The sequence below is a fragment of the Myxococcus sp. AB025B genome (assembly GCF_006518215.1).
In the GTDB taxonomy this organism is placed as follows: domain Bacteria; phylum Myxococcota; class Myxococcia; order Myxococcales; family Myxococcaceae; genus Myxococcus; species Myxococcus fulvus.
This window is the reverse complement of the sequence record NZ_SRLW01000001.1, coordinates 43414-67104: the sequence shown is the minus strand read 5'-3', so window position 1 is coordinate 67104 and position 23691 is coordinate 43414. Positions and strand designations below refer to the sequence as shown.

Below are 23691 nucleotides of genomic sequence, written 5' to 3'. Positions count from 1 at the left end.
GGTTCCACGGTGCGTCGGGCTCTCGGAATTCCACGGCCCGGCGCGGCCCCGGGCCTCGGATTTCCGAGGCCCGCTCGCCCTCCCGACGTCAGTAGGCGTTCTTCGAGAGGAAGCCGCCCAGCGCGGTGCGCACGAGGATCTTCAGGTCCATCAGGAGCGACCAGTTCTCGATGTAGTACAGGTCGTACTCGATGCGCTTCTCGATGCACGTCTGGCCGCGCAGGCCGTTGATCTGCGCCCAGCCGGTGATGCCCGCCTTCACCTTGTGCCGCAGGTGGTAGCGCGGAATCTGGCGCTTGAACTCCTCGATGAAGACGGGGCGCTCGGGGCGAGGGCCCACGAGGCTCATGTCCCCCGTCAGCACGTTGAAGAACTGCGGCAGCTCATCCAGCGAGTACTTGCGCAGGAACGTGCCGATGACGGTGCGGCGCGGGTCGTCCTTGCGCGCCATCATCGCCCCGGAGTGCTCGGCGTCCACGCGCATGGTGCGGAACTTGAGGATGGAGAAGGTGCGCCCGTCCATCCCCATGCGCTCCTGGCGATAGAGCACCGGCCCGCGGCTGGTCAGCCGCACGGCGATCGCGGTGGCCAGGATGAGCGGCGAGGTGGCGAGGATGGCCAGCAGCGAGAAGAGGATGTCGAACGCCCGCTTGGCCACCCGGCTCCAGCCCTCCATCGGGTCGCCCTGCAGCCGGATGATGGGCAGGCCGCCGAACTCCTCCAGGCCGCCGTACAGGGTGATGTACTGGTAGAGGTCCGGGACGACGCGGACGTCCACGGTGCGCAGCGCCAGCTGCTCCATGAGCTGCTTGACGTGGGCCTGCTCCTGCAGCGGCAGCGCGAGGATGACCTGGTCCACCGGGTGCGCGTCCAGCACGCGCTCCACGTCGCCCACGTGGCCAATCACGCGCACGCCGTTGACGTACTGGCCCACCTTCTCCGGCCGCAGGGACAGCAGGCCCGTCACCCGGAAGCCCAGCTCCTTGTGGACCTCCACCGTCTCCACCACGCGCTGACCCAGCTCCCCCGCGCCGATGACGAGGATGGACTTGAGGTTGTGGCCGCGCCGGCGCACCTCGCTGAGCACGTAGCGGAACGCCAGCCGGCTGCACGTGACCAGCACGAAGGCGTAGACGACGAAGATGACCAGCGTCAGGCGCGAGTAGCGCTCACGCACGAAGTAGGTCACCGCCACCAGGATGAGCGTCGCGGTGATGGTGGACTTGAAGACCTCGAACACCTCACCGGTGTTCGTCCGGGAGCGGATGGCCGCGTACAGCCGCGACTGCTTGAAGGTCACCGGGAAGATGACCAGCAGCATCAGCAGGAAGACGAACGAGTCCTCCCAGGGAGGGATGCCCTCCGTGACGGGGACGACGCCCGAGAACCGCGTGGCGTACGCCAAGGCGAACGCCAGCGCGAGCATCACCATGTCCGCGACAACCTTGATGGACGTGTAGAAGCGCTGGAGACGACTGAACACGCCTGGACTCCTGTAACCTGGTCAACGGGGCGCCACCCCACTGCAAGACTCGCACCCTGGTCCGACGAGCACGCGTCCTGCCCGACTCCCTCTGACGAGACGGCCTCCTAACACGGAAAAACGCGTGAAACCAATGGGTTACCTCCGCCCCGGCTGGACAATGGTGGGCAGAGGACACGGCCCGTCGATGAAAGACGGAGGTGGGGATGACAGCCGCGTCACACCGCCGTGGCGCGGGTTGTGGATTTCGTCGACAGGCTGAGGAGCGACTCCACTTCGCGGAGCATCGCCTGCTGGAAGGACTGGCGGCTGAAGCGCTCGGCCCGCGAGCGCGCCTCTCGGGGACTGAAGCTCGCTTCCCAGGAATCGAAGCGGCGGACGGCCTCCGCCAACGACGCGGGTGTCTGTTCTGAAAAGAACAGTCCGGTGCGGCTGTTCACCGTCTCCAACGCGCCGCCCTTGGCGAAGGCGATGACGGGGCGGCCGGTGGCCTGGGCCTCCAGCGGGGTGATGCCGAAGTCCTCCTCGGGCGTGAAGATGAGGGCGCGGGCGTCCCGGTACAAGGACGGCAGGGCGTCATCGGAGACGTTGCCCAGGAAGCGGATGTTCGGCGGCGGCGCGCCGGAGGTGAGCCGCGCGGCCTCCTGGCCGGTGCCCACCACCCAGAGGGGAACGCCCAGCTCGCGGAAGGCCTCGAGCGCGATGTCCAGCCGCTTGTAGGGCGCGAAGGCGCCGAGCCACAGGAAGTATCCGCCGCGTCCCCCGCCCTCCAGCGGCGACCGGGTGAAGCGCTCCAGGTCCACCGGGGGATGCACCACGGTGGCCTCGCGTCCCCAGAAGCGCTGGAGCTTGCCGGCGACGTGGTGGCTGTTGGCCACGAAGCGGTCCACACGCGCCGCCGAGGCACGGTCCCAGCGCCGCAGCCAGGGCCGCACCGCGTGCGCCGCCGCGCGCACGGGCAGCCGGGCGCGGCCGGGGCCGAAGTAGTCGTCGAACAAATCCCACATGTACCGCATGGGCGCGTGCACGTAGCTCAGGTGCGGCACCCCCGCGGGCGCGCGCAGGCCCTTGGCCACGCAGTGGCTGGAGGACAGCACCAGGTCGTAGTGCCCCTGGAGGCGCAGCGACTCGATGGCCTGGGGCATCAGCGGCAGCAGGTGCCGGTAGCGGGTGTGGACGCCGGGGATGTGCTGGAGGAACGAGGTGAAGATGCGCCGGGATTCGATGGCGGGGGACTGGGTGCCCGGCTGGTGGATGAGGGTGTAGATGTCCGCGTCGGGCAGTGCTTCGCAGAGCGCGTCGAGCACGCGCTCCCCCCCGCGGTGGGTGACCAACCAATCGTGGACCAGGGCGACCTTCACGAGGGCGGCTTCTAGCACCCCCCATGCCGTGCACGGCCAGCAACATGAAGCAGGTGGCTGCCTGCCCCCACGAGGGCCGCGCGTGTGGTACGCGGGAAGCGTGGCTCAAGTCCTCCTCGACCTGCGCATGGTGCGCGGCCGGCTGCATGGAATCGCTCGCTACGCGCTGGAGCTGGCGCGACGTGTGCCGCTCCTCGCGCCGGACCTTCGCTTCTCCGCGCTGGTGCCACCCGAGGGGCTCCCCTCGGGCCTGGGGGTGCTCGCGCCCCGGATGCCGCTGCACCGCTCGCTCGCGGGCTTCCTCTCGCCGGTGGAGCAGGCCGCGCTGGCGGCGGAGCTGACCAAGCTGTCACCGGACGTCTTCCACGCCACGTCGTTCTCGCTGCCGCTGTTCTGGCGCGGTCCGCTGGTCGCCACGCTGCATGATGCCAACCACCTCGCGCTCGCCCACGAGTACACGCCGGCGCAGGCGCTCTACTACCGGCTGGTGGTGGGCCCCCGCGCGAGGCGGGCCTCGGCGCTGGTGACGGTGTCCGAGTTCTCCCGCGAGGAACTCGCGCGGCACCTGGGGCTGTCGCCGTATCGGCTGCAGGTGATCCACAACGGCGTGGACCCGAGCTTCCAGCCGCCGTCCCCGGTGGAGGCCCGCGCGTTCCGCGAGCGGCACGAGCTGCCCGCGCGCTACGTGGCCGCGGTGGGCAACGCGAAGCGGTTCAAGAACCTGGAGCTGCTGCGCCACTTCGCCGCGGACCTGCCGGTGCCCATCGTCCTGCTGGCCGGCAAGGGCGCGGTGGCGCACGAGCTGGGTCTGCACGAGAACGTCCTGGACCTCGAGGAGCTGCCCGAGTCGCAGATGCCGCTGTTCTATGGCGCCGCGGCGGCGCTGCTGTTGCCCTCGAAGTACGAAGGCTTCGGGCTGCCCGCGCTCGAGGCGATGGCGACCGGGTGCCCGGTGCTCGCGGCGGACGCGACGGCGCTGCCCGAGGTGGTGGGAGGCGCGGCGTTGAGACTGCCTCCGGATGACCCGGACGCCTGGCGCGAGGCGACGCTGCGAGTCCTGCGCGACGATGCGCTGCGCGCGGAGTTGATGGAGCTGGGGCGAGAGCGCGCCGCGCGCTTCACCTGGGACGAGTGTGCTCGGCGCACCGTCGCCGTGTACCGGCGCGCCCTCGAGAACCGCGCACCCTCGGTGACCTGAAGGCTCGGCTCACGTCACGCATGCACGTCGCCTCCCGCGTGCGACGCCGCCTGGTCCTCACGCGGACTCGAAGCGATTCATGGCGCGAGCCATGGATAAGCCCTGACACGCGACGACGCGCGGCTCGCGTCAGGCCGGGGCAGAGCGGCGACACGAAGCGCCGCCTGGTCCTCACTCGTGCGCGGCGGGCGCCGGCTCGGCGGGCCGATGTGGCGCCGCGCCGCGAAGCACCCCACTCCCCTCACACAACCCCAATCCCCATACGAGCGCGAACGACAGGTGCACGCTGGAATGGAACGGCAGGTAGTGCACGAGCGCGAGGATGTGGAAGCCCACGAAGGACAACAGCGCGCCGGTGGCCGCGATCGACCCGGCGCGGTGTCGACGGATGAGCGCCCAGCCCAACAGGCCGTGCACGGTGAGCATCAACACCAGCCCCACCAGCCCCGTCTCGGCCCACACCGTGAGCCAGAGGTTGTGCGAGTCCGTGGCCAGCAGGTCCGTGATGCCCGACTCGTCCTGCCGCGCGAGCACCGCCGCCTTGTGGTTGCCGAAGCCCACGCCCACCCAGGGGTGGTCCTGGACGAGGCTCCAACCCACCGTCATCGCCAGCTCGCGCTCGCCGCCGTAGATGTTGTCCACCGCCTTCCCCAGGCGCGCGCGCCACGCCGGAGACGCCAGCACCACGACAATCAGTCCGGCGATGAGCCCCAGCCCCACCCTGCGCGCCATTCCGCTCACGAGCAGCAGCAGCGCCACCACGCTCACCATCAACGCCGCGCCGAGCGCCGCGCGCGCGAACGCGTTGTAGATGGACACCAACATGCCCAGCACCACCACCCCCGCCAGCAGCCGACGGCGCGCGACCTCGGAGCCTCCGAGGATGGCCAGCGCGGGCCCCAGCGCGGCGATGGCGCCGTGCGCGAAGCGCAGCCGGTGGAAGAAGATGCCGCCCGCCGCGTAGCGCGGTGAGGCCTCCGTGCCGAAGTTCTCGTGCAGCCGGGCCAGGTTCAGCTTCAGGAACGCGGGGGGCTCCCAGGGCCAGCGCACGCGGTTCTGGAAGACGCCCAGGCCCGCCGCGAACAACCACCCGCCCAACACCGTCCCGGCAAGCGCCAACCAGGGCACCCCCACCGAGCCCACGCACGCCACCGCCGCGCCCGCCACCGAGTCGAGCACCTGCCCGTAGCGAGAGCTCCGCGGCCACGCCGCCGCCGCGCCCGTCATGAGCGCGAGCGCGGGCGACACCACCTGCCACCCGCACAAGGCCACGCTCGCCAGGACATACGCGCGCACGTCCCTGGCGAGCACGAGCCTCCGCTTCACCAACAGCACCAGCGAGAGCAGCACCGCGGCGGACGCGGCCACCTGCAGCACGACCTCCGCCAGCACGAGACCCACGGCCCAGGCGAGCAGCACTCCGGCCACGACGCGACGAAGAAGAATCTCCAGCCGGGGCTGGGAGGGTTGGTCCATGAGGAGGTTCACGCTATCTCACGGCGAGCCAGCGACGGGGCACGTGAAGCAACCCCTCCCGACGGAGCCAGAGCGCGGCGGCCACCAGCACGAGGATGACGGGGGGTGTCCACGCCGCCACCGGGGGTGACAGGCGCTCCGTCAGCACCAACGTGCGGCACACCATCATCAGGCCCCACATGCCCACCGCCACGAGCAGGCCCTCGACGATGGCGGCGGTGAGGTGGCCCTTGCGGCTGTTTCGCAGCGCCAGCCCCACCCCCAGCAGCGCGGCCGGCAGCGCCGCCAGCGGATAGGCGAAGCGGTTGTGCAGCGCGAGCTCGAACTGCTTGGTGGCGAGCCCCACCTCGCGCCGGGCGACGATCTGCTCGCGCAGCTCCCGCACGCGCATCTGCTCCGGACGCCCCGGCCGGATGCGGAAGGCCGAGGCGGCGATGCCCAGCTCGTACTCCGCGCTCTGCAGGCTCGTCACCGCCGTGTCCTGCTCCCCGCTGAACGTGCGCTCCACCACGCCCGTCAGTCGCCAGCGGTTGCCGTCCAGCCACTCCATGCGCGCCGCGTCCAGTCGGCTTCGCAGCTCGAACTCGCGCGACAGGGTGAAGATGGACACATCCTGGAAGCCCTCCTGCGCGCTGCCCGCGCGGAGGAAGAAGATGCGGTCGCCTCGGCGGAACCACTGCTTCGGCGTGTAGTAGAAGCGCCAGTCCCCCCAGCGGTTGAAGCGCTGGGTGGTGATTTCGTCCACGCGGCGCCCGGCGTGGGTCGCCACGACCTCGTCGAAGACCACCAGGCCCGAGCAGGCCAACAGGCCGAACGCCAGCACCGGCATGTACAGTGCGGAGGGGCCGAAGGTCAGCGCGCGGATGGCCGTCACCTCCCCCTGCTTGCGCAGCGCGGACACCGTGGTGCCCGCGGCCAACAGCAGCGCGGCCGGCCCCAGCTGCTGGACGGCCATCAGCGCCTTGTAGCCGTAGAGCTTCGCCGCGTCCGTCACCCAGCCCGGGCCCGTGTACGTCTTCGCCCGGTCCACGAAGTCCACCACCACGAACACGAGCACCAGTCCGCCGAGGATTCCCAGCGCGAAGCGCACGTACGTCCGCAGCACATAGCCGAAGAGCGTCAGTCTCACCGGACCGTCCCCGAGCGGCTCACCCGATACATGGCCACCGCCCCCACCACCATGAACACGACGTTGGCCAGCTGTCCCGCGAGCGCCGCCGGCAGCTTGCCCTGCTGCCCCAGCTGCTCGAAGGCCCGGCTGAGCAGGTAGTACAGGACGTAGCCGCCCAGCGTCAGCAGGTAGCCCCACGCCCGGCCCGCCTGACGCCGACCGATGGCCAGCGGCGTGCCCAACAGCGCGAACGCGATGGGCGCCAGCGCGCCTCCCAACCGGCTGTGCAGCGCCATCCGGAAGCCTCGCGCGTCGCCGCCCTGCGCCTCCGCCTCGCTCGCCGCCTGCATCAACTCCACCGGCGTCAGCTCCTCCTTCGCGGAGGTGAAGCGGCCCCGCTTGCCCATGGACGCGCCCACGCCCACGCTGATCTCCGCGCCATCGAAGTGGATGACGCTGTAGTCCTCGCTCGCGCGCCCGGAGCGGTGCACCTCGCCGTCCTCCAGCGCGAAGCGCAGCACCTCGCCGCTGTTCGACGTGCCCACCTGCCCGCGATGCGCCAGCACGAGCAGGGGCGAGCTCGCCTCACGGTCATCGTGCAGCAGCACATTCGTCCACTTGCCGTCCGCGGACACCTTCTCCGCGTACAGCGTCAGGTCACTCAGGTCCTCGTAGAAGGTCCCCGACTTCACGTCGCCCACGACGTTCTTGCGGATGACCTCGCTCACCAGCGCCTTCACGCCGGTGAGCCCCCACGGCTGCGCGGTGGAGGTGATGAGCAGCATGAGCGCGCTGAGCGCCACCGCGATGCCCATGGGCGCCGCGAGCAGCCGCGAGGGCCCCACGCCCAACGCCTGGAGCGCCGTCAGCTCGCGGTCCTCGCCCAGCCGCCCCAGCCCCAGCAGGATGGCCAGCAGGAAGGCGATGGGCAGCGCCATCATCAGGAAGTGCGGCGTCAGGTACGCCACCAGCCGCCCCAGGTCCGTCAGCGTCACGGACGAACCCAAGAGCACGTCCGTGCCCCGCAGGAACTGCATCACGAAGAGCAGCAGGAACATGAAGGCCACCCAGACACCGAGCGGCACCAGCAGCTCCCTGAGCAGATAACGCGAGATGCGCGTCACGACGTCGCCTTCAGCCCCTTCGCGCCGATGTCCCGACGGAAGTGCATGCCCTCGAAGCGGACCGCCTCCACCGCCGCGTAGGCGCGCTCCCGCGCCCGCGCCAGGTCCTCGCCCCGGGCGCACACCGTCAGCACGCGTCCGCCACTGGTCACCAGCGCCCCACCCCGCTCCTCCGCGCCCGCGATGAACACCAACGCGTCCGCCGGCACCGCGTCCACCCCGTCGATGCGCTGCCCCCTGCGCGGTGACTCGGGATAACCCTCCGCCGCCACCACCACGCCCACCGACGCGCCCGACGCGGCCACCAGCGGCCTCGACTCCAGCTGCCCCCGCGCGCACGCATCCACCAGCGGCAGCAGGTCCTCTCCCAGCTGCATCATCAACACCTGCGTCTCCGGGTCTCCGAAGCGCGCGTTGAACTCCAGCACCTTGGGCCCGCTCCGCGTGAGCATCAGCCCCGCGTACAGCACGCCCCGGAACGCCAGCCCGCGCCGACGCAGCACCGCCAGCGTGGGCGCGATGACGCTCTCGCCCACCTCCGCCAGCTGCCGCGCGTCCAGGAAGGGCGCGGGACTGTAGGCCCCCATGCCGCCCGTGTTCGGACCGGTGTCGCCATCCCCCACGCGCTTGTGGTCCTGCGACAGGGGCAGCATCACGTAGCGCTCGCCGTCGCAGAGCGCCATGGCGGAGACCTCCTCGCCCTCGAGCAGCTCCTCCAGCACCATGCGCTGACCCGACGAGCCCAGGGCCGCCACGGCCCGCACCGCCTCGCGCGCGGCCTCCACGTCATGCGCGACGATGACGCCCTTGCCCGCGGCCAGCCCGTCCGCCTTGACGACGATGCGGCCCTGCGCCACCGCGTAGGCCTCCGCCTCCGCCGCGTCCGTGAAGGTCCGGAAGGCCGCCGTGGGCACGCCCGCCTCGGCCATGATCTCCTTGGCGAAGGCCTTGGAGCCCTCGATGAGCGCGGCGCCCGCCACCGGTCCGAAGCAGGCGATGCCCGCCTTCGCCAGCGCGTCCGCCACTCCCGCCACCAGCGGCGCCTCCGGCCCCACCACCACCAGGTCCACCGACTCGCGCTTCGCGAGCGCCACCACCTCGTCCGGAGAGTCCGCCTTCACCGGCACGTTCGTGGCCAGCTTCGCGGTGCCCGGGTTGCCCGGGGCACACCACAGCCGCGTCAGGCGCGGGCTCTGCGACAGCTTCCACGCCAGCGCGTGCTCACGGCCTCCGGAACCCAGCAACAGGACCTTCACATCCACCTCATCTGTCCAACAGGTAGAGCATCCGTTTGGCGGGGAGGTACTCGGGGTCCAACCCCACCACGCTCACGAGTTCCTTGCGCGCCTCGGCTCGCCGCTGCGTGGACTCCAGCTCCGCCAGCCGCACCCTCGCGGACCAGAGCGTGGGAGACAACCCCAGCGCATCGCGCAGCGCGCGCTTGGCGGGCTCCACCTGACGGCCGTCCGCCAGCGCCCAGCCATGCGCCAGGTGCGCCACCGGGTGCTGCCGCCCCGCCGACACCGCGCGCGCCGACAGCGCCCGCGCCTCCGTCGAGTTGCCCTTGCGCGTGGCGATGAGCGAGCGGTACGCCAGCGCGTCCGCGTTGTTCGCGTCCGACTCCAGCACGTCGCGCAGGTGCCGGTCCGCCGCGTCCAAGTCCCCCTGATGGAAGCGCAGGACCCCCTCGTAGAGGGAGGGCGCCGGGTCATCGGGGTTCTGCGCGAGCGCGAGGATGGTGCCCTCCACGCCCTTCACCGTCTCCGCGGGCCGCAGCCAGAAGCGCGTGCTCACCGGCCGGGGCTCCAGCCGCAGCGGGTCCGCCGCCAGGGCCTGCTTCAGCACCCGGAACGCCTCCGTGCTCCGCTTCGCCGCAGCCTCGGCCACGCCCGCCAAGAGCTGCGCGTCCAGCCGCCGCGCATCCAGGCTCGTCGCCGCCTGGAAGCGCTCCAGGGCCTCCAGGGGCTTCTTCTCCAGGAGCAGCAGGCGGCCCTCCAGCACCGCCTCCAGCGCGCGGTCCTCGAGCCGACCCTTGATGCCGTCCAGGTGCTTGCGCGCCCTCGCCGCGTCGCGCTGCTCCAGCGCCACCAGGAAGACCTGCAGGTGCGCCTCGGGCAGCTCCTTCGACAGGCCCAGCGCCTCTTCCGCGGCCTTCACGCCCGCGTCGCTGTTGCCCGCGGCGCGCTCGGCGGCGGCCAGATGCACGAGCACCTGCGCCACGTCGCGATGGTCATGTCGCTCGCGCGTCTTCAACAGCGCCCGCAGCTCTCGCACGCCCGCGGCGGCGTTGCCCTCCGCCTGATAGCGCAGCACCGCGAGCGGCAGCAGCGCCCGCAGCTCCCCGGGGTCCGCCTTCGCGCGCGCCTCGTACAGCTTGCGCGCCTCCTGCGGCTCCCCGACCTCCTGGTAGATGCGTGACGTGGCCGCCAGGCTGTCCCAGTCCCGAGGGTCCGCCGTCAGGCGCTTGCGCAGCGTCTCCAGCGCGAGCTTGTACTCACCCGCGGACTCGTGCGCGAGCGCCCGGTAGTACTGGATGCGCTTGAGGTCCGGGGCGAGCTTCTGCGCCATGCCGAACTGCTGGTCCGCCAGCCCCCCGGACGACGACAGGTAGACGCGGCCCATCACCAGATGCGCCTCCGCCTTCTGCGCATCCGTCGCCTTCGCGTGCGCCAGCGACTCCTCCGCCAGCACCCGGGCCCGCTCTCGCGGCGCGCTCTGCCGCGAGCGCGTCAGCAACAGGTTCGCCTCCGCCAGGAGCAGCTGGGGCACGCGCCCCGCGCGCGACTGGGCGGCCTCGACCAGCTCGATTGCCTCCTTGAAGGCGGTGTCGTCCAACCCCGCGCCGCGCCCCAGCGCGAGCGACTGGACATAGCCCGCGATGGCCTCGTCGCTGCGAGGGTCCAGCAGCAACGCCTGCTGGAAGGACTCCTCGGCTTCCGTGTACGCGGAGCGCTCCTCGCGGGCCAGCTGCCGCCGCCCCTCCTCGAGTCGCTGCGTGCTCGTGCCCTCCAGCTCCAGGTACTTCAGCTTCCAGCGCGGGAGCACCGTCTGGATGACGTCGGGGATGGGCGCCACGGAGACAGGCACCGCGCCGGGCTCCGAGGAGATGCGAGCCACGGGCGCGGGCGGCGAGGTGGGCGCGGGCCCCAGGAAGTCGAGCAGCGGATCCGCTCCCGCCGAGGGCGCCGGCGCGGGCCCGCCCAGGTCGGCGAACGGGTCCACCGGCGGCGCGCTGCTCGGCGAGGGCTCCGGCATCGCACCGAAGTCTCCGAACAGGTCGGCCTCCGGCGCCGCGGCCTTCGCGGGCCGGGCGGGGACGGCGGGCGCCTGCGCGGCGGGCATCGGCGCCGGAGCGCCGAAATCACCGAACAGGTCATCCGCGGGAGGTGGCGCGGAGGCAGCGGCCGCAGCGGGACGTGACGGGGCCGCCGGCGCGTCCTGTGAAGGCACGGCCGAGGGATCCCGCCGGACGAGCTGCAGGTTGCGGCAGCGGGGACATTGCGCGCGGACGCCCTTTGCCGTGATCAGCCGATCATCGATGGCATAGGCGGCGGCGCATTTCTGGCAGACGATGCGCATGAGTCAGTGCCGGAAGTGTCGCACTCCGGTCACCACCATGGCCATCCCATGTTCGTCCGCGGCGGCGATGACCTCCGCATCCCGAACAGAGCCGCCCGGCTGGATGACGCAGGTCGCACCCGCCCGGGCCGCCTCGTCCAGGCCGTCCCGGAAGGGGAAGAAGGCGTCCGAGGCCACGGCGCTCCCCTGGAGGGCCGCTCCGCCGCGCTGCATCGCGATTCGGACCGAGTCCACCCGGTTCGTCTGTCCGCCGCCCTGCGCCAGCAGCTGGCTGCCCGAGGCGAAGACGATGGCGTTGCTCTTGACGTGCTTGCACACCTTCCAGGCGAAGCGCAGGGCGCGCTCCTCGTCCGGTGTGGGAGCCCGCTTGGACACCACCTTCCAGCCCAGCTCCGGCTCCACCGCATCCCGGTCCATCAGCAGCAGGCCCCCGGACACGCTCCGGCCGTCCAACTGGGCCCTCGGCCGCGCGGTCGGAGACGCGAGCGCCGCGCCCGCCTCCAAGAGCCGCAGGTTCTTCTTGGCCGCCAGCACCTGCAGCGCCGCCTGCGAGTACGAGGGGGCGATGACCGCCTCCAGGAAGGTCTCCGCCATCGCCTGCGCCGTGGCCTCGTCCACCTCGCGGTTGAACGCCACGATGCCGCCGAACGCGGAGGTCTCATCCACCGCCCGCGCCGTGCGGTACGCCTTCACCAGCGCGTCATCCACCGCCACGCCACACGGCGTGTTGTGCTTGATGATGACCGCGGCGGGCCGCTCGGCGAACTCGAGCACCAGACCCAGCGCCGCGTCCAGGTCCAGGATGTTGTTGTACGAGAGCTCCTTGCCCTGGAGCACCTTGGCGAAGCCCACCGTCGGCTCCGACGGCGCCGAGTGCTCGCGGTAGAAGGCGCCGCGCTGGTGCGGGTTCTCCCCGTAGCGCAGGTCCTGCGCCTTCTTGAACGACAGCGACAGCTCTCCGGGGAAGGGCTCGCCCGCCTGCGTGGACAGCCACGCGGAGATGGACGCGTCGTAGGCCGCCGTGTGCGCGAACGCCTTGCGCATCAGCTTGCGCCGCGTCGCCTCGCCCACCGCCTTGTGCTGCTCCAGCTCCGCGAGCACCGACGGATAGTCGTCCGGGTCCACCACCACGGCCACGTGGCGGAAGTTCTTCGCGGAGGCGCGCACCATCGCCGGCCCGCCGATATCAATCTGCTCGATGACGTCCGCCTCCGCCGCGCCCGACGCCACCGTCTGACGGAACGGATACAGGTTCACCGCGACCAGGGAGATGGGCTCGATGCCGTGCGCCTTCATCTCCTCGCGGTCCGCCTCCAGCTCCAGGCGGCCGAGGATGCCGCCGTGGATGCGCGGGTGGAGCGTCTTCACGCGGCCGCCGAGAATCTCGGGACTCTGCGTGTGCTCGGACACCTGGGAGGCGGGGATGCCGGCGCCCTTGAGCGCCTCCAAGGTTCCCCCCGTCGACAGCAACCGGAACCCCAGGTGAACCAGCCCCTGGGCGAAGGGAACCAGACCGCGCTTATCGGAAACGCTGAGGAGTGCCAGCACGTGTGCGCCTCGGTGTGCGGGAAGCGGCGGTACTAGCAACCACCCCCTGGGGTGTCAACGCAACACGTCGGCGCGACGTTGGCGGCACCAGGCCGCCGGTCGATTCAGGGCTTGCGGGCCGAGACAGGAGGCTCGGCCTCGGTGGCCTCGCGCAGCTTCATCAGCCCGCGCGTCTCCACCTGACGGATGCGCTCACGGGTGAGGTTCATGATCTCCCCCACCTCCTCGAGCGTGATGCCGCCCTTCTCCGCCACGTCCAGGGCGCAGGTGTGCTCCAGCTCCCAGATCTCCTTGTCCGGGAAGTTGAGCTTGATGGACCCCGTCTCCGGGTTCACGTCCAGATACAGGTTGTGCTTGCAGGAGACGAACATGCACGGACGCGGTCCGTTCACGCAGTCGGCGCGCGTGCGCGGCCGGGTGTCGTCCATCTGCTTGAGCAGGTCCGCCTCTTCCGGGTCCACCTGCCCGGTGAGCCGACGGCGGCGCAAATCACGCGCCATCTCCTTGCGCGACATCGTCTTGGACCGTCGGCGCTCCTGCGCCAGGTCCTCTTGCGCCTGGTCTCCGCCCTCCTCCACTTGCTTCACTTCCGACATGTCCCCTCCACGTGAGGCCAGTCTAACCGGGTCCACCGGTTGCAGGGCCGGCATCTTATTGCGAACTCATCGTTTCGTCTTCGCGTGCGGTCACCGCGCTGCCCAGCCGGGCCACGTCCCGGACCAGATCCTGCGCTCTTTGCCGCAGCGTTGCCAACTCCGCCTCGAGCGAACGTCGATGCTCCCCCCCGAAGGCGCGCTCTCCCAACTCCTCCTGGAGCCCATCCAATAGACCGTCGAGGTCGCGTTCCACCTGGTCGATGTGGTTGCGGTGGAAGACGAAGGACTTCTTGATGTCCTCCAGGGTGTGCCCCTCCGCCATCATCTTCTTGATGACATTGATCCGGCGCACCGCTTCCACGGGGTAGAGCCCCAGGCTCCCCTGGTGCTTCCCCTTCCGCCCCACCCGGCGACTCCTCGGTAGCAACCCCGCCTGGACGTACTTGCGGAAGGTCGCCTCCGACAGCCTCACGCCCCGCGGACGAAAGATTTCAAGGATGGCGCTCGCGGGCAGACCGCCCGCGTTCTCGCGCTCGATCCGAGCAATCTCGTCGGGAGCCAACAGGTCCATCGGTTCCATTGAATATAAGCCACTCAGTAGAGGACACTGAGTGCCAGAAACGACCATTCGGTGTCAAGGCAGACTGCTACAGGGCTGTCGTGCTGTCGGCTGTTCACGCTTTCGAGAAAGACGGCGGGTGCACCCGCGCCCGAGCGAACGGCGCGTCGAGCCGAGTGCGCGCGGACCCGGAGGACCCCTCGGTTTTCCACGAGACGACGCGCGACACGGGGTGACGGGAGACCCGGCGCGCGACCCGGACGCGGAGTGATGCGGACGAAGCGAGGCTCCGTCACGCGTGGCGCGAGGGCGGAACGGGGATGCAGGCGGGCCGGGTCAGCTCACGGCGCGCGGCGGAGACGACGCGATGCTTCGGGGAGCGACGTCGCCGCGAAGGTTCAACGACCGCGCGGCGGTCGGAACTCTCGCGTCACCGTGCCGCCCGCGGAGAGGGTGATGACGAAGAGCTTCTCGCCCGCGGGATGATGGAAGAGCAGCTTATAGGTGCCCGGCGCGAGCTTGAAGGTCGCTCGGCCGGAGACTTCGCCCAGCTTGCGTCCGTCGAGGAAGACCGTGGCATACGGCGTGGCCCTGACGAGCAGCGTGCCCGTGGTCGCGGGGGCCTGCGACGAGGGCTCCGGGACGGAGTCTCCCTTCGAGGGAGTCGGTCCCGCCGCGAGCGCCTCCTCGCGCTTCATCCCCTCGACCTCGGCCTCTGAATCGGCGGACGAGGGCTCCACCACCGGGCCCGCGGCGTCACCGGTCTCCACGTCGGCCTTCGGCGCGGTGGGAGCCTGCCCCGTGCCACCCCGCGCGCTGAACTCGCTCGGCGCGGGAACGGCCTCGGGCGGAGTCTTCACCGCGGAGGTGGAAGGGGTCTGCGTGCCCGTCGGCACCGGGTTCCATCGATCCTGCGTCACCACGATGGCGGACACGAGCAGCGACAGGCCCAGGCTGCCGACGAGCAGCCACGTCCTCGGCCGCCGCGACTTCGAGGTCGAAGCGCTGCCCGGCGAGGAATCGGTGACGGTGGGGACCTCACTGCCCGACAGCGACTGTGGCCCCCCTGCCCGCGCATCGGGCACCGCGACGTGGTGTCCGCCCGTCGAGGTCCGCGCACGGCCCTGGCTCACGTCTCGTTGCGCCCAAGCTCCCGAGCGGTCTCGGTCCAGAGCACCCTCACCGACGGGCTCCGGAGCACCCTCCGGCCCGGGCGAGGATGTCGCCGCCTCCTCGGACGCGTCGGAGACCGCGTCGTCATGCTCCGCGAGGGAGTCCCGTCGCGAGACAGCGGCCACGTCGCCCGGACGGCTCGGCGTCCGAGCGGGCACCGCCGACACGCCGGAGGTCTCCTTCTCGAGCGGCAACGCAACCGAGGGGGTCCCCTCCGGGCGGCTCGGGCGCACCGAGGCCAGCGGCGCGGCCACGGGCGGAAGCGAAGGCGGCGGCGTGGGCCCGCGAGGCACCGGCGACGACGCCACCGCCGGCAGCGGCATCATCGGCGTGGCCATGGGCGGCAACGGGACGAGCGGCGCCTCCATCACGGCCTCGTCGCGCCGGGGCAGCACGAAGGTGGACGCGTCGAAGTCCTCGTCGGGCGAGGACGGCGCCCCACCCGTCCGCCCCGGCCTCATCACCGCGGTGGGCTCCCTGCGCGACGGAGCCAGCGGCGCGACGTCCTCGTCGTCACCCTCGGGCCCCTGCTCGCCCGGCAGCACCTGCGTGCGCTCCTGCACCGCGGGTAGCGCCATGGTGGGCGTCGTGGGGAACAGCCGCCGCAGGAAGCCCGCCAGGTCCGTGTCATCCACGGAGCGGGCGTGCCGCAACACGCACTGCGCCAGGGCGCGCTCCAGCTCTCCCGCCGTCTGGAACCTCGCGGCCGGCTCCCTCTCCAGCGCGCGCATCACCACCGCGTCCAGCTCCTCGGGCACCTCCGGGTTGAGCCGCGCCGGGGGCGGGATGACGCTGTGCTGCACCGCGCGCAGCACCGCCAGCTCCGAGTCCCCGTCGAACAGCCGCCCGCCCGTCAGCATCTCCCACAGCACCACGCCCAGCGCGAACAGGTCCGTGCGCGAGTCCACGTCCTCGCCCCGCGACTGCTCCGGGGACATGTACGCGAACTTGCCCTTGAGCATCCCCGGCTGCGTGAGCTTCTTGCCCGCCTTGGCGATGCCGAAGTCCGTCAGCTTCACCGCGCCGTCGTACGAGAGCAGCACGTTGTGCGGCGTCACGTCGCGGTGCACCAGGTCCAGCGGGTGCCCGTTCACCTTCAGCCGGTGCGCGTAGTGCAGCCCCCGGGCGACCTCCGCGCCGATGTGCGCCACCAGCATCGGCGGCATCGGCTCCATCAGCTCCTTGCACTTGCGCCGCAGCTCCCACAGCGAGCAGCCGCGCACGTACTCCATCGCCAGGTAGTACGTGTCCTCGTGCTTGTCGAAGTCGAAGATCTGCACCACGTTCGCGTGGTTGAGCCGCGAGGCCAGCCGGGCCTCCGCGATGAACATCCCCACGAACTCCGGGTCGCTCGCCAGGAACGCGCGCACCCGCTTGATGACCACTTCCTTCTCGAAGCCCTCCGCGCCCCGGGCGGTGCAGAGGTAGATCTCCGCCATCCCGCCCTCCGCGAGCTTGCGGCGGACGACGTACTTGCCGATCTGCGTACCGGCGAGGAGCGTCAAGGGAGCTTCCGGAGCATGTGCGCTATTCGAACTTCACGCTCACGACGTTCAGGTCGATGGGCTTCACTTCGATACGTCGACTGAGCGTCTTCTTGAGGTCGGGATTGAAGAATTTGCAGTCATAGCTGCCAACGCGCAGCTCTACCGCCTCGAAGGGCGTCTCGCCCAGCTTCTTCCCTCCACACGTCACCTCGGCCCACGGCCTGACGGCGAAGCGCACCTTCGCCATCCGCGTCTCCGCGCGGACATCCTGCCGGGGCGGACGAAGTGGCGTCACCACCGGGGCCACCCTCGCCTCCGGCTGCAGCGTGAAGCGCTCCACCTGCTCCGGCCCCGAGCCCACCGTCACGGTGCGCTCCAGCGGGTGGTGCTTCGCGGCCTCCACCCGGACGGCCAGCGCCACGCCCGGCGCGGACTCCACCACCAGCGGCGCCGCACCCTGCTGGCGCCCATCCACGTACACGAGCGCCTGCGCGGGCTGCGACTCCAGCCGCAGGCGGACCTTCTGGGCGACCTGGGCGGGAGGCGCCTCCACGGGCGCCTGCTCCGGCTCGGCCACGGGCTTCTTCTCCGCCGGCGCCACCGACACCAGCTTCAGCACGCCCAGCGGCACCGGCCCCGAGGCCTGCACCTCCAGCTCCGTCCTCAGCTCCTGGTAGCCCTCCATGGACACCACGAGCGCGTAGCGCCCCTCGGGCATCCCCGGCAGCGTCAGCGGCGTGCGCTCCGGCAGCTCGCGCCCGTCGAACACCACCCGCGCGCCCGCGGGCTCCGTCTCCAGCCGCGCCTGCACCGGCGCCGACTCGCCCGGCCTCATCCAGGCCCACAGCAGCACCAGCACCACCAGCCCCAACCCCACCGCGGGAATCCACCAGCCCAGCCGTGACGTGGTCGCCTGCGACACCTCGCCCGTGCGCGCCGCGCCCTTCTTGCGCCCCGGCCGCGACATGCCCAGCGACAAGGTGGGCGCGTCCTCCTCCTGCTCCTCATCCTCCTCACGCGGCACTGGCAGCGCCAGGCGGGAAGGCCTCGAGGGTGACGCCACCTCCGGCAGCGCCAGGCGGGAGGGCCGCGACGGCGTCGCCGCCAGCTCCGGCATCGCCAGGGTGGGCGCGTCCTCCTCCACGTGGTGGCCGTGGTGCGCGACGACGGGCACGGCCCGCGTCGGCGGCCTGCCCTCGGGCTTGGGCTCGGTGGCCGCCTTCACGTCCGTCAGCGTGGCCCTGGAGGCCGCGCGCCCGTCCATCGTCGGCGCGTCCTCCTCCACCCGGGGCGCCGCCGGCACCGCGCCCAGCCCCGAGCGCGACGCCCTCTCCGGCGCGGACGACGACTCCAACGCCCGGCGCTGGCCCGTCAGCCGGCCCGCCGGTGACTCCAGCTCGATGCGCCCCGTGTTCCGCGTCTGCCCGCGAGGCCTGAGCGCCGCCGTCTCCCCCTCGGGCGCCACCGCCGAGCGCGACAACGACGGCCGCAGCCCGCTCCTGCGCGGGCCCTGCTCCTGGCGCCCGGAGCCCGACGCGGGGTCGGAGTCCTCCATCGGCACCTCGCCCGAGCGCGCCTCCGACGCCAGCCGCTCCGCGTAGATGTCCTTCATGTACACGGCGACGTGCGCCGTGGACGAGGGCAGCCGGTTCGCGCTCAGCCAGTCCTCGAGCGCCAGCTGCAGGTGGACCGCCTCCTGGTAGCGGTCCACCGGGTCCTTCGCGAGCGCCTTGAGGACGATGGCGTCCAGGTCCTGCGGCACCCGGGGGTTCACCTGCGAGGGCGGCAGCACCTTGCACTCGGCCACCGCCGCCAGGGTCTGGATGTCGCTGGGGCGCTTGAACAGGCGCGTGCAGGTGAGCAGCTCGTACAGCACCACGCCCAGGGCGAAGATGTCCGCCCGGCAGTCCACGCGCTGACCCGCGGCCTGCTCCGGCGACATGTACGAATACTTCCCCTTCAGCACGCCCGAGCGCGTGACGGTGGCCTGGTCCGCCGCCTTGGCGATACCGAAGTCCACCACCTTCACCCCACCCTCGAACGTCACCAGGATGTTCTGCGGGGACACGTCGCGGTGGACGATGCCCAGGGGCCGCCCCGTCGACGGGTCCGTGCGCTTGTGCGCGTAGTCCAGGCCCGAGCACGCCTCGATGAGGATGCGGCACACCAGCGGCACCGGCACCGGCTGCCCCATCGCCTCCGACTGCTTCCAGATGCGCCGCAGGTCGTCGCCGTGGATGTACTCCATGGCGATGAAGAACGAGTCGTCCTGCGCGCCCAGGTCGAAGATCTGCACCACGTTCGCGTGGTTCAGCCGCGCGGCGATGCGCGCCTCGTCCAGGAACATCTTGACGAAGTCGTCGTTCTCCGCGAGGTGCGGGAGGATCCGCTTCACCACCACCAGCTTCTCGAAGCCCTCCGGGCCCTGCTGGCGCGCGAGATAAAGCTGCGCCATCCCGCCCATGGCGAGTCGCTTCAGGAGCTGGTACCTGCCATACGTTTCAATGGTCACGGCGACCTGACCGGCACTCCCACAGGGATACCCACGGCCCGTGGCCTACCGGAATCCGGGCGCGGCGAAGTCCCGAGCGTAAGCCCACACGACAGGGGGGTCAAACCCTTGTAGGCACGGCGGAACCGGTTAATCCCGGCCCGCGTGCTACCGCCGGGCCACCCGGACCTCGCGCGTCTCGCGCATCAGCGCCTCCAGCTCGTCCAGGTGCCGCTTGAGCACCGGCATCAGCACCGGCGCCCGGTCCACCCGGTCGAACAGGTCCAGGACCCGGTCCACCTTGCGCTCGATTTCCTGGGCTCGCGCCGGAGAGATGCGGCGCAGGAGCAGGTCGGCGCCGGCCTCCATCAGGGCGCGGGCGACGGCATCCCGGGAAGCGAGCGGCTCCTCCTTGCGGCGGCCCTCGCCCTGGATGACCCGCAGGCCCGGCGAGCGCGCCGCGCTGGGGCGGGCCGGGCTCGTCGTCTTGGTTCCTTCGGAGTCTGGGGACATCACCGGGTGCCTCCTCGGCGGGAGCGGGTACGACCTCAGGGTACACACCGTGAGGAGCGCTCCAATTTTCTGGTCATCCGCACAGGCGGAAGCAGACCTGTAGCACCCGGGACCGACATGAACGTCGAGGGCCGGATGACCGGCCCTTCGACTGGCTCACACCTCCTGTCTGGAAGCCCCCACCCGCGCCCGCCTGCTCACCCGGCGTCGCACGAGCGGCGGTAGCTGATGGACACCTTGGCGCCGGGGGCCGGCACGTTGGTGAAGACCACGCTGTTGGTGGGCGCGTCGTAGCGCCAGCCCGTCGTCACCGGGGCGCCGTTGACCGTCACCGTCACGCTGCCCGGCTCCGGCGAGTCGCTCAGCGGGAAGCGGTCCTGGGCGGAGAAGGCCTTGTTGGCCACCGCGGACAGGAGCGGGCCGTAGTTGGCCGCGCAGACGTTCATCACCTCGCCGCCGGTGCGCGCGGTGGCCTCCGCGTAGCGCGTGCCCGTGCCGCCCGCGGTGCCGCACGCCGTCGCCGTGGGGGCGATGGCGTAGAACGTCGCGCGCTGGGGCTGGTTCTGCCCCTTGAGCTGCTGGGCCCACGCCACGTAGGTGTCCACCGCGTCCGGCGAGTGGTCATCCTCGTCGCCCACGAACACCACCACCAGGGCGGCCGCGTCGCGCAGGAAGCCCAGGTTGCCGTCGCGCGGCAGGGACGTGCGCGGGTCATCCGCGTTGTTCACCAGGGGCGGCGACAGCGCCCGCCGCATCGCCTCGAAGCCCTGCTCCACCTGGGCGCACTGCCCCACCTGCACGTTCTGCTGCAGCAGCGTCGTCAGGTTCGGCGTGTTCTGGGTGAGGATGCGCGGCCGGGCGTTGTCCGCCGGGAAGAAGCGGCCGGCCTCGCCACCCTGCGCGCCGCCCGGGCACGCGTTGGAGACGCTGGTGATGCCCGTCGTCGTCACGGCGACGTGCAGGTCCACCTGCTTGGCCAGCGCCGCGTCCACGAAGGACGGAATCGCCGACACGAGCCGCGGGTGCTCCTCCACCATGGACGCGGTGTTGTCCACGACGAAGAGCACGTCCACCTTGCTCACGTCCTGCTGGGTGAAGTGGTCGGTCTTGTCCGTGCGCTTGGAGGACTCGCCGATGAGTGGCACCAGCAGCGGCGCGGCCAGATCATCGGAGCTCACGAACAAGGGCGACAGGTTCATGCCGTACACCTGCGCGGTGTAGTCCAGGTCCACCGTGAAGGCCTCGCCCGGCTGCAGCGTGAAGGGCAGCGGCGTGGGCACGCCGCTCACGGAGAACTCGCCGTCCGTGGTGCCCGGGCCAATCCACACGTTGGACACCGACACGGGCATGGTGCACGCGTTGAGGTAGTTCACCTCACGCGGCTCGGGCGGACAGTCGCGCCGGGCCACGCCCCAGTCCACGTACCAGGGCGACGGGATGAGGCACGTCGCCTGCGCGTTGGCGATGAGCGGCACCAGCACCACCGGGTTGGCCGGCTCCATCTGCTCCACCTGCAGCGTGCCCGCGAAGGTGCCGCCGGTGACGGGCATCTGCACCGCCACCTGGAAGCTGAACCAGTCGCCCGGGTAGATGATGACGCCGAACAGGTCCCCACCCGGCATGCGGAACACGCCGCCGTCGCTGTCGCGCAGCTGGATGTTCTTCACGGGGCACAAATCCCGCCCCTTGTTCTCCAGCTTCACGCCCAGCACCGCGCCCCGCCCCGGCGGCACCGTGCCGAAGTCCAGCGCCATGGGAGTGATCGCCAGCTCGCAGGGCGCGTGCGCGAGGGCCGTGCCGCGGAAGTCCATCTGCACCGTGGCCGCGGAGTACGCGTTCGTCGTCATCACCAGCACGCCCGACGCGGAGCCCGTGCGCGTGGGCTCGTAGAAGACGGGGATGTTGACTTCCTGCCCCGGCTGCAGCGTGTGCGGCATGGCCAAGGGCGTGTGGTTGAACTGCGCTGGTCCCGAGGGGTCCGGCTGCCAGTTGAGCGACTCCAGCGTGAGCGCGCCCGCGTTGGACGAGCCGCAGTTCTTCACGTTGACCATGACCCGCGTCTTGGAGCCCAACGGCTGCATGCCGAAGTCGTGCGTCACCGGCGACACGCACAGCTCCGCCGCGCCGCCGAAGCCCTTGAGCTTCACGTCCGTCGTCGGGTGGCGCTTGCTCACCACGTGGTAGCGCGCCATGTCCTCCGCGGGCCCCATGTGGCCGGGGCTGTAGCGCACCTGGAACCCGCGCACCTCGCCGGGCTGGAGCACCAGCGGGAAGCCCGTGTTCGCCTGCGAATAGGACAGGTCCAGCCCGTCCAGCGTGAGCTGATTCACCGTCATGGGCTCGGTGCTGATGTTGCGGATGCGCGACTCGCGGAAGGCCTCGCGGTCCACCGGCACCGCGGCGAAGTCGAGCACGGGGGGCTCGGCCACCACCGCCTGCTCCAGCGACTCGGCCGCCACCAGCACAGGCACGTCCGCGCAGCCCCGGCACGGCGTGAGCGCCAGCGCCACCTGCTTGCGGCCCACCTTCACCGGGTTGAACTGGATGGGCAGCTCCACCCTGGCGCCCGGCTCCACCACCACGGACTTCGCCACGAACTCGTCCTTGTCCGCGCCGACCAGCCGGGGCGTCACCTCCACCGCCAGCTCCGTGGGGTTCTCCAGCGACAGCGCCAGCGTCTTGCTGGAGTCCGCCTCGATGCGCCCGAAGTCCAGCGAGCGCGGCGACACCCGCGCCCACGCGTCCACGCCCGCGCCCGTCAGCGGGATGCGCAAGAGCGGCTCGATGCGCGTGTCCGAGCGCACCACCAGCATCGCCGGCTGGCCACCCTCCTTCGTCGGCGCGAAGCGCACCTTCAGCGACGCCGCGCTCCCCGGCATCAGGCTGTGGGGCACGTCGCTGGTGAACTCCGCCCGGTAGGCGCCTTCCGGCCCCTCCACCCAGACCTCGTTCACGTCCACCGGCGCACGTCCCACGTTGCGCAGGGAGATCTCCGTCTCGCGCGCGTCGTAGAGCGCCACCTTCTGGAAATCCATCCCGCCCGGGGTCGCCGTCAACCGCCCGTCCGCGAGCGTCGAGCGCTCGCGATCCGCGCACCCCGCAACCAGCCCCAACACCGCGAGGGCCCAAATGCCCCAGCGCCCCGTCATGGCTTCCACCCCTTCCCCGCGCCCATCGCCCTGTGCCGCTTGCTTGCCGCCAGTGAGGCAGCCGAGCGGACCCGATGGCGAAACTAGGCACCCACCCAGGGGCGGGCAACCACCCACGAGGGCCAATCCCGGTGTCAGGGGGGCCTACGACGTCCGGTTTCCCTCAAAGCTTCGGGATGCGCAGCGTCTTGGAGATCATCGCGCTGCCGCTGGCCGCGTACAGCAGCACCAACGGGTGCATCACCAGCGGCCCCACCTCCCAGGTGCCGCCCAACAACGCATCGCCGATGCGACCCATATAGGTGGCCACCGCCAGCACCATCACCAGGGCCAGGCTGGTGGGGATGGGCGTGCCCTCGAAGTACTTCACCTTCCCCGTCGGGTCGGCCAGCTCCGCCGACGTGACGTTGAAGCGCGCCAGCCGGCTGATGCCGCACGCCACGAAGTACAGCAGCACCGCCACGTCCAGCGCCCCGCGCATCCCCACCGCGAACGCCAGCGCCGCCGGCGCCATCCCGAAGGAGATGACGTCCGCCAGCGAGTCCAGGTCCGCGCCCAGCGGCGACTTCTTGAAGCGCCACCGGGCGATGCGTCCATCCAGGAAGTCCATCACCAGCGCCAGGGGCATCAGCGCGAAGGCCACCCACATCCAATGCACCTGCCCCGTCGCCAGGTACTGCATCGCGGCGAGGATGGTCCCCGCTCCCGCGAAGCCGTTGCCCAGCGTCACGAAGTCGGCGAGCACGAAGGTGCGGATCATCGAGAAGTGGCGGCGCGGGCGGCGGGCTCGCGGCTGCTCGGTCGTCATATGCGCGCTCTCCTAGCACAGGGAATCCTCACTGC

The 23691-nt window shown here is 71.2% G+C and carries 16 protein-coding genes; 1 reads left to right on the top strand and 15 read right to left on the bottom strand.

Going from position 1 to position 23691, the window contains the following annotated elements; all coding sequences use genetic code 11:
- Positions 1 to 88: 88 nt before the first annotated feature.
- Both FL311_RS00245 and FL311_RS00240 read right to left on the bottom strand, forming a co-directional pair.
- Positions 89 to 1483: an undecaprenyl-phosphate glucose phosphotransferase gene (locus FL311_RS00245; RefSeq protein WP_141322775.1), complete on the bottom strand. Its 1395-nt coding sequence runs from the start codon at positions 1481 to 1483 to the stop codon at positions 89 to 91.
- 218 nt (positions 1484 to 1701) lie between these two features.
- The gene (locus tag FL311_RS00240; protein WP_141322774.1) at positions 1702 to 2844 is read right to left on the bottom strand and encodes a glycosyltransferase; all 1143 of its coding nucleotides are present in this window, start codon (positions 2842 to 2844) and stop codon (positions 1702 to 1704) included.
- Between the two features lie 127 nt (positions 2845 to 2971).
- Between FL311_RS00240 and FL311_RS00235 the strand changes: the two genes are divergently transcribed.
- A complete protein-coding gene (locus tag FL311_RS00235) occupies positions 2972 to 4042 on the top strand; it encodes a glycosyltransferase family 1 protein (protein ID WP_141322828.1) in 1071 nt (356 codons plus the stop codon).
- Between the two features lie 171 nt (positions 4043 to 4213).
- Here the strand turns inward: FL311_RS00235 and FL311_RS00230 are convergent, their stop codons facing one another.
- The 13 genes from FL311_RS00230 to pssA form a co-directional block, all read right to left on the bottom strand.
- Positions 4214 to 5518, bottom strand: a complete 1305-nt coding sequence (locus FL311_RS00230; RefSeq protein ID WP_305036136.1) for an O-antigen ligase — start codon at positions 5516 to 5518, stop codon at positions 4214 to 4216.
- 13 nt (positions 5519 to 5531) lie between these two features.
- Positions 5532 to 6647 carry an LptF/LptG family permease gene (locus FL311_RS00225; RefSeq protein ID WP_141322772.1) on the bottom strand — a complete coding sequence of 372 codons (1116 nt, stop codon included), beginning with the start codon at positions 6645 to 6647 and terminating at the stop codon, positions 5532 to 5534.
- Entirely contained in the window at positions 6644 to 7753 is a 1110-nt protein-coding gene (locus FL311_RS00220; RefSeq protein ID WP_141322771.1) for an LptF/LptG family permease, read from the bottom strand. The genes FL311_RS00225 and FL311_RS00220 overlap by 4 nt, the downstream gene beginning before the upstream one ends.
- A complete protein-coding gene (gene purD / locus FL311_RS00215; RefSeq protein WP_141322770.1) occupies positions 7750 to 9015 on the bottom strand; it encodes a phosphoribosylamine--glycine ligase in 1266 nt (421 codons plus the stop codon). Before purD ends, FL311_RS00220 begins: the two co-directional genes overlap by 4 nt.
- 1 nt (position 9016) lies before the next feature.
- The gene (locus FL311_RS00210) at positions 9017 to 11332 is read right to left on the bottom strand and encodes a zinc-ribbon domain-containing protein (protein ID WP_141322769.1); all 2316 of its coding nucleotides are present in this window, start codon (positions 11330 to 11332) and stop codon (positions 9017 to 9019) included.
- Positions 11333 to 11335: 3 nt separating this feature from the next.
- On the bottom strand, positions 11336 to 12880 hold the full coding sequence (purH, locus tag FL311_RS00205; protein ID WP_141322768.1) for a bifunctional phosphoribosylaminoimidazolecarboxamide formyltransferase/IMP cyclohydrolase: 1545 nt from the start codon (positions 12878 to 12880) through the stop codon (positions 11336 to 11338).
- 104 nt (positions 12881 to 12984) lie between these two features.
- Positions 12985 to 13476 (bottom strand): sigma factor-like helix-turn-helix DNA-binding protein, encoded by a 492-nt coding sequence (locus tag FL311_RS00200; protein WP_141322767.1) that lies wholly within the window; start codon positions 13474 to 13476, stop codon positions 12985 to 12987.
- Between the two features lie 55 nt (positions 13477 to 13531).
- Positions 13532 to 14056 (bottom strand): MerR family transcriptional regulator, encoded by a 525-nt coding sequence (locus tag FL311_RS00195; protein ID WP_141322766.1) that lies wholly within the window; start codon positions 14054 to 14056, stop codon positions 13532 to 13534.
- Between the two features lie 377 nt (positions 14057 to 14433).
- Positions 14434 to 16713: a serine/threonine-protein kinase gene (locus tag FL311_RS00190; protein ID WP_141322765.1), complete on the bottom strand. Its 2280-nt coding sequence runs from the start codon at positions 16711 to 16713 to the stop codon at positions 14434 to 14436.
- 22 nt (positions 16714 to 16735) lie between these two features.
- Positions 16736 to 19207: a serine/threonine-protein kinase gene (locus tag FL311_RS00185; protein ID WP_194868984.1), complete on the bottom strand. Its 2472-nt coding sequence runs from the start codon at positions 19205 to 19207 to the stop codon at positions 16736 to 16738.
- Between the two features lie 147 nt (positions 19208 to 19354).
- The gene (locus FL311_RS00180; RefSeq protein WP_046713170.1) at positions 19355 to 19699 is read right to left on the bottom strand and encodes a hypothetical protein; all 345 of its coding nucleotides are present in this window, start codon (positions 19697 to 19699) and stop codon (positions 19355 to 19357) included.
- A gap of 197 nt (positions 19700 to 19896) precedes the next feature.
- Entirely contained in the window at positions 19897 to 22848 is a 2952-nt protein-coding gene (locus FL311_RS00175; RefSeq protein ID WP_141322764.1) for a choice-of-anchor D domain-containing protein, read from the bottom strand.
- 163 nt (positions 22849 to 23011) lie between these two features.
- Positions 23012 to 23656, bottom strand: coding sequence for a CDP-diacylglycerol--serine O-phosphatidyltransferase (gene pssA, locus FL311_RS00170; RefSeq protein ID WP_141322763.1), 645 nt, complete (start codon positions 23654 to 23656; stop codon positions 23012 to 23014).
- Positions 23657 to 23691: the final 35 nt, after the last annotated feature.

Coding starts and splice junctions, on each gene's coding strand:
- FL311_RS00235 (WP_141322828.1), top strand. CDS start 2,972: ATGGTGCGCGGCCGGCTGCATGGAATCGCTCGCTACGCGCTGGAGCTG.
- FL311_RS00230 (WP_305036136.1), bottom strand. CDS start 5,518: ATGGACCAACCCTCCCAGCCCCGGCTGGAGATTCTTCTTCGTCGCGTC.
- FL311_RS00210 (WP_141322769.1), bottom strand. CDS start 11,332: ATGCGCATCGTCTGCCAGAAATGCGCCGCCGCCTATGCCATCGATGAT.
- FL311_RS00200 (WP_141322767.1), bottom strand. CDS start 13,476: ATGTCGGAAGTGAAGCAAGTGGAGGAGGGCGGAGACCAGGCGCAAGAG.
- FL311_RS00195 (WP_141322766.1), bottom strand. CDS start 14,056: ATGGAACCGATGGACCTGTTGGCTCCCGACGAGATTGCTCGGATCGAG.
- FL311_RS00180 (WP_046713170.1), bottom strand. CDS start 19,699: ATGTCCCCAGACTCCGAAGGAACCAAGACGACGAGCCCGGCCCGCCCC.
- FL311_RS00175 (WP_141322764.1), bottom strand. CDS start 22,848: ATGACGGGGCGCTGGGGCATTTGGGCCCTCGCGGTGTTGGGGCTGGTT.
- pssA (WP_141322763.1), bottom strand. CDS start 23,656: ATGACGACCGAGCAGCCGCGAGCCCGCCGCCCGCGCCGCCACTTCTCG.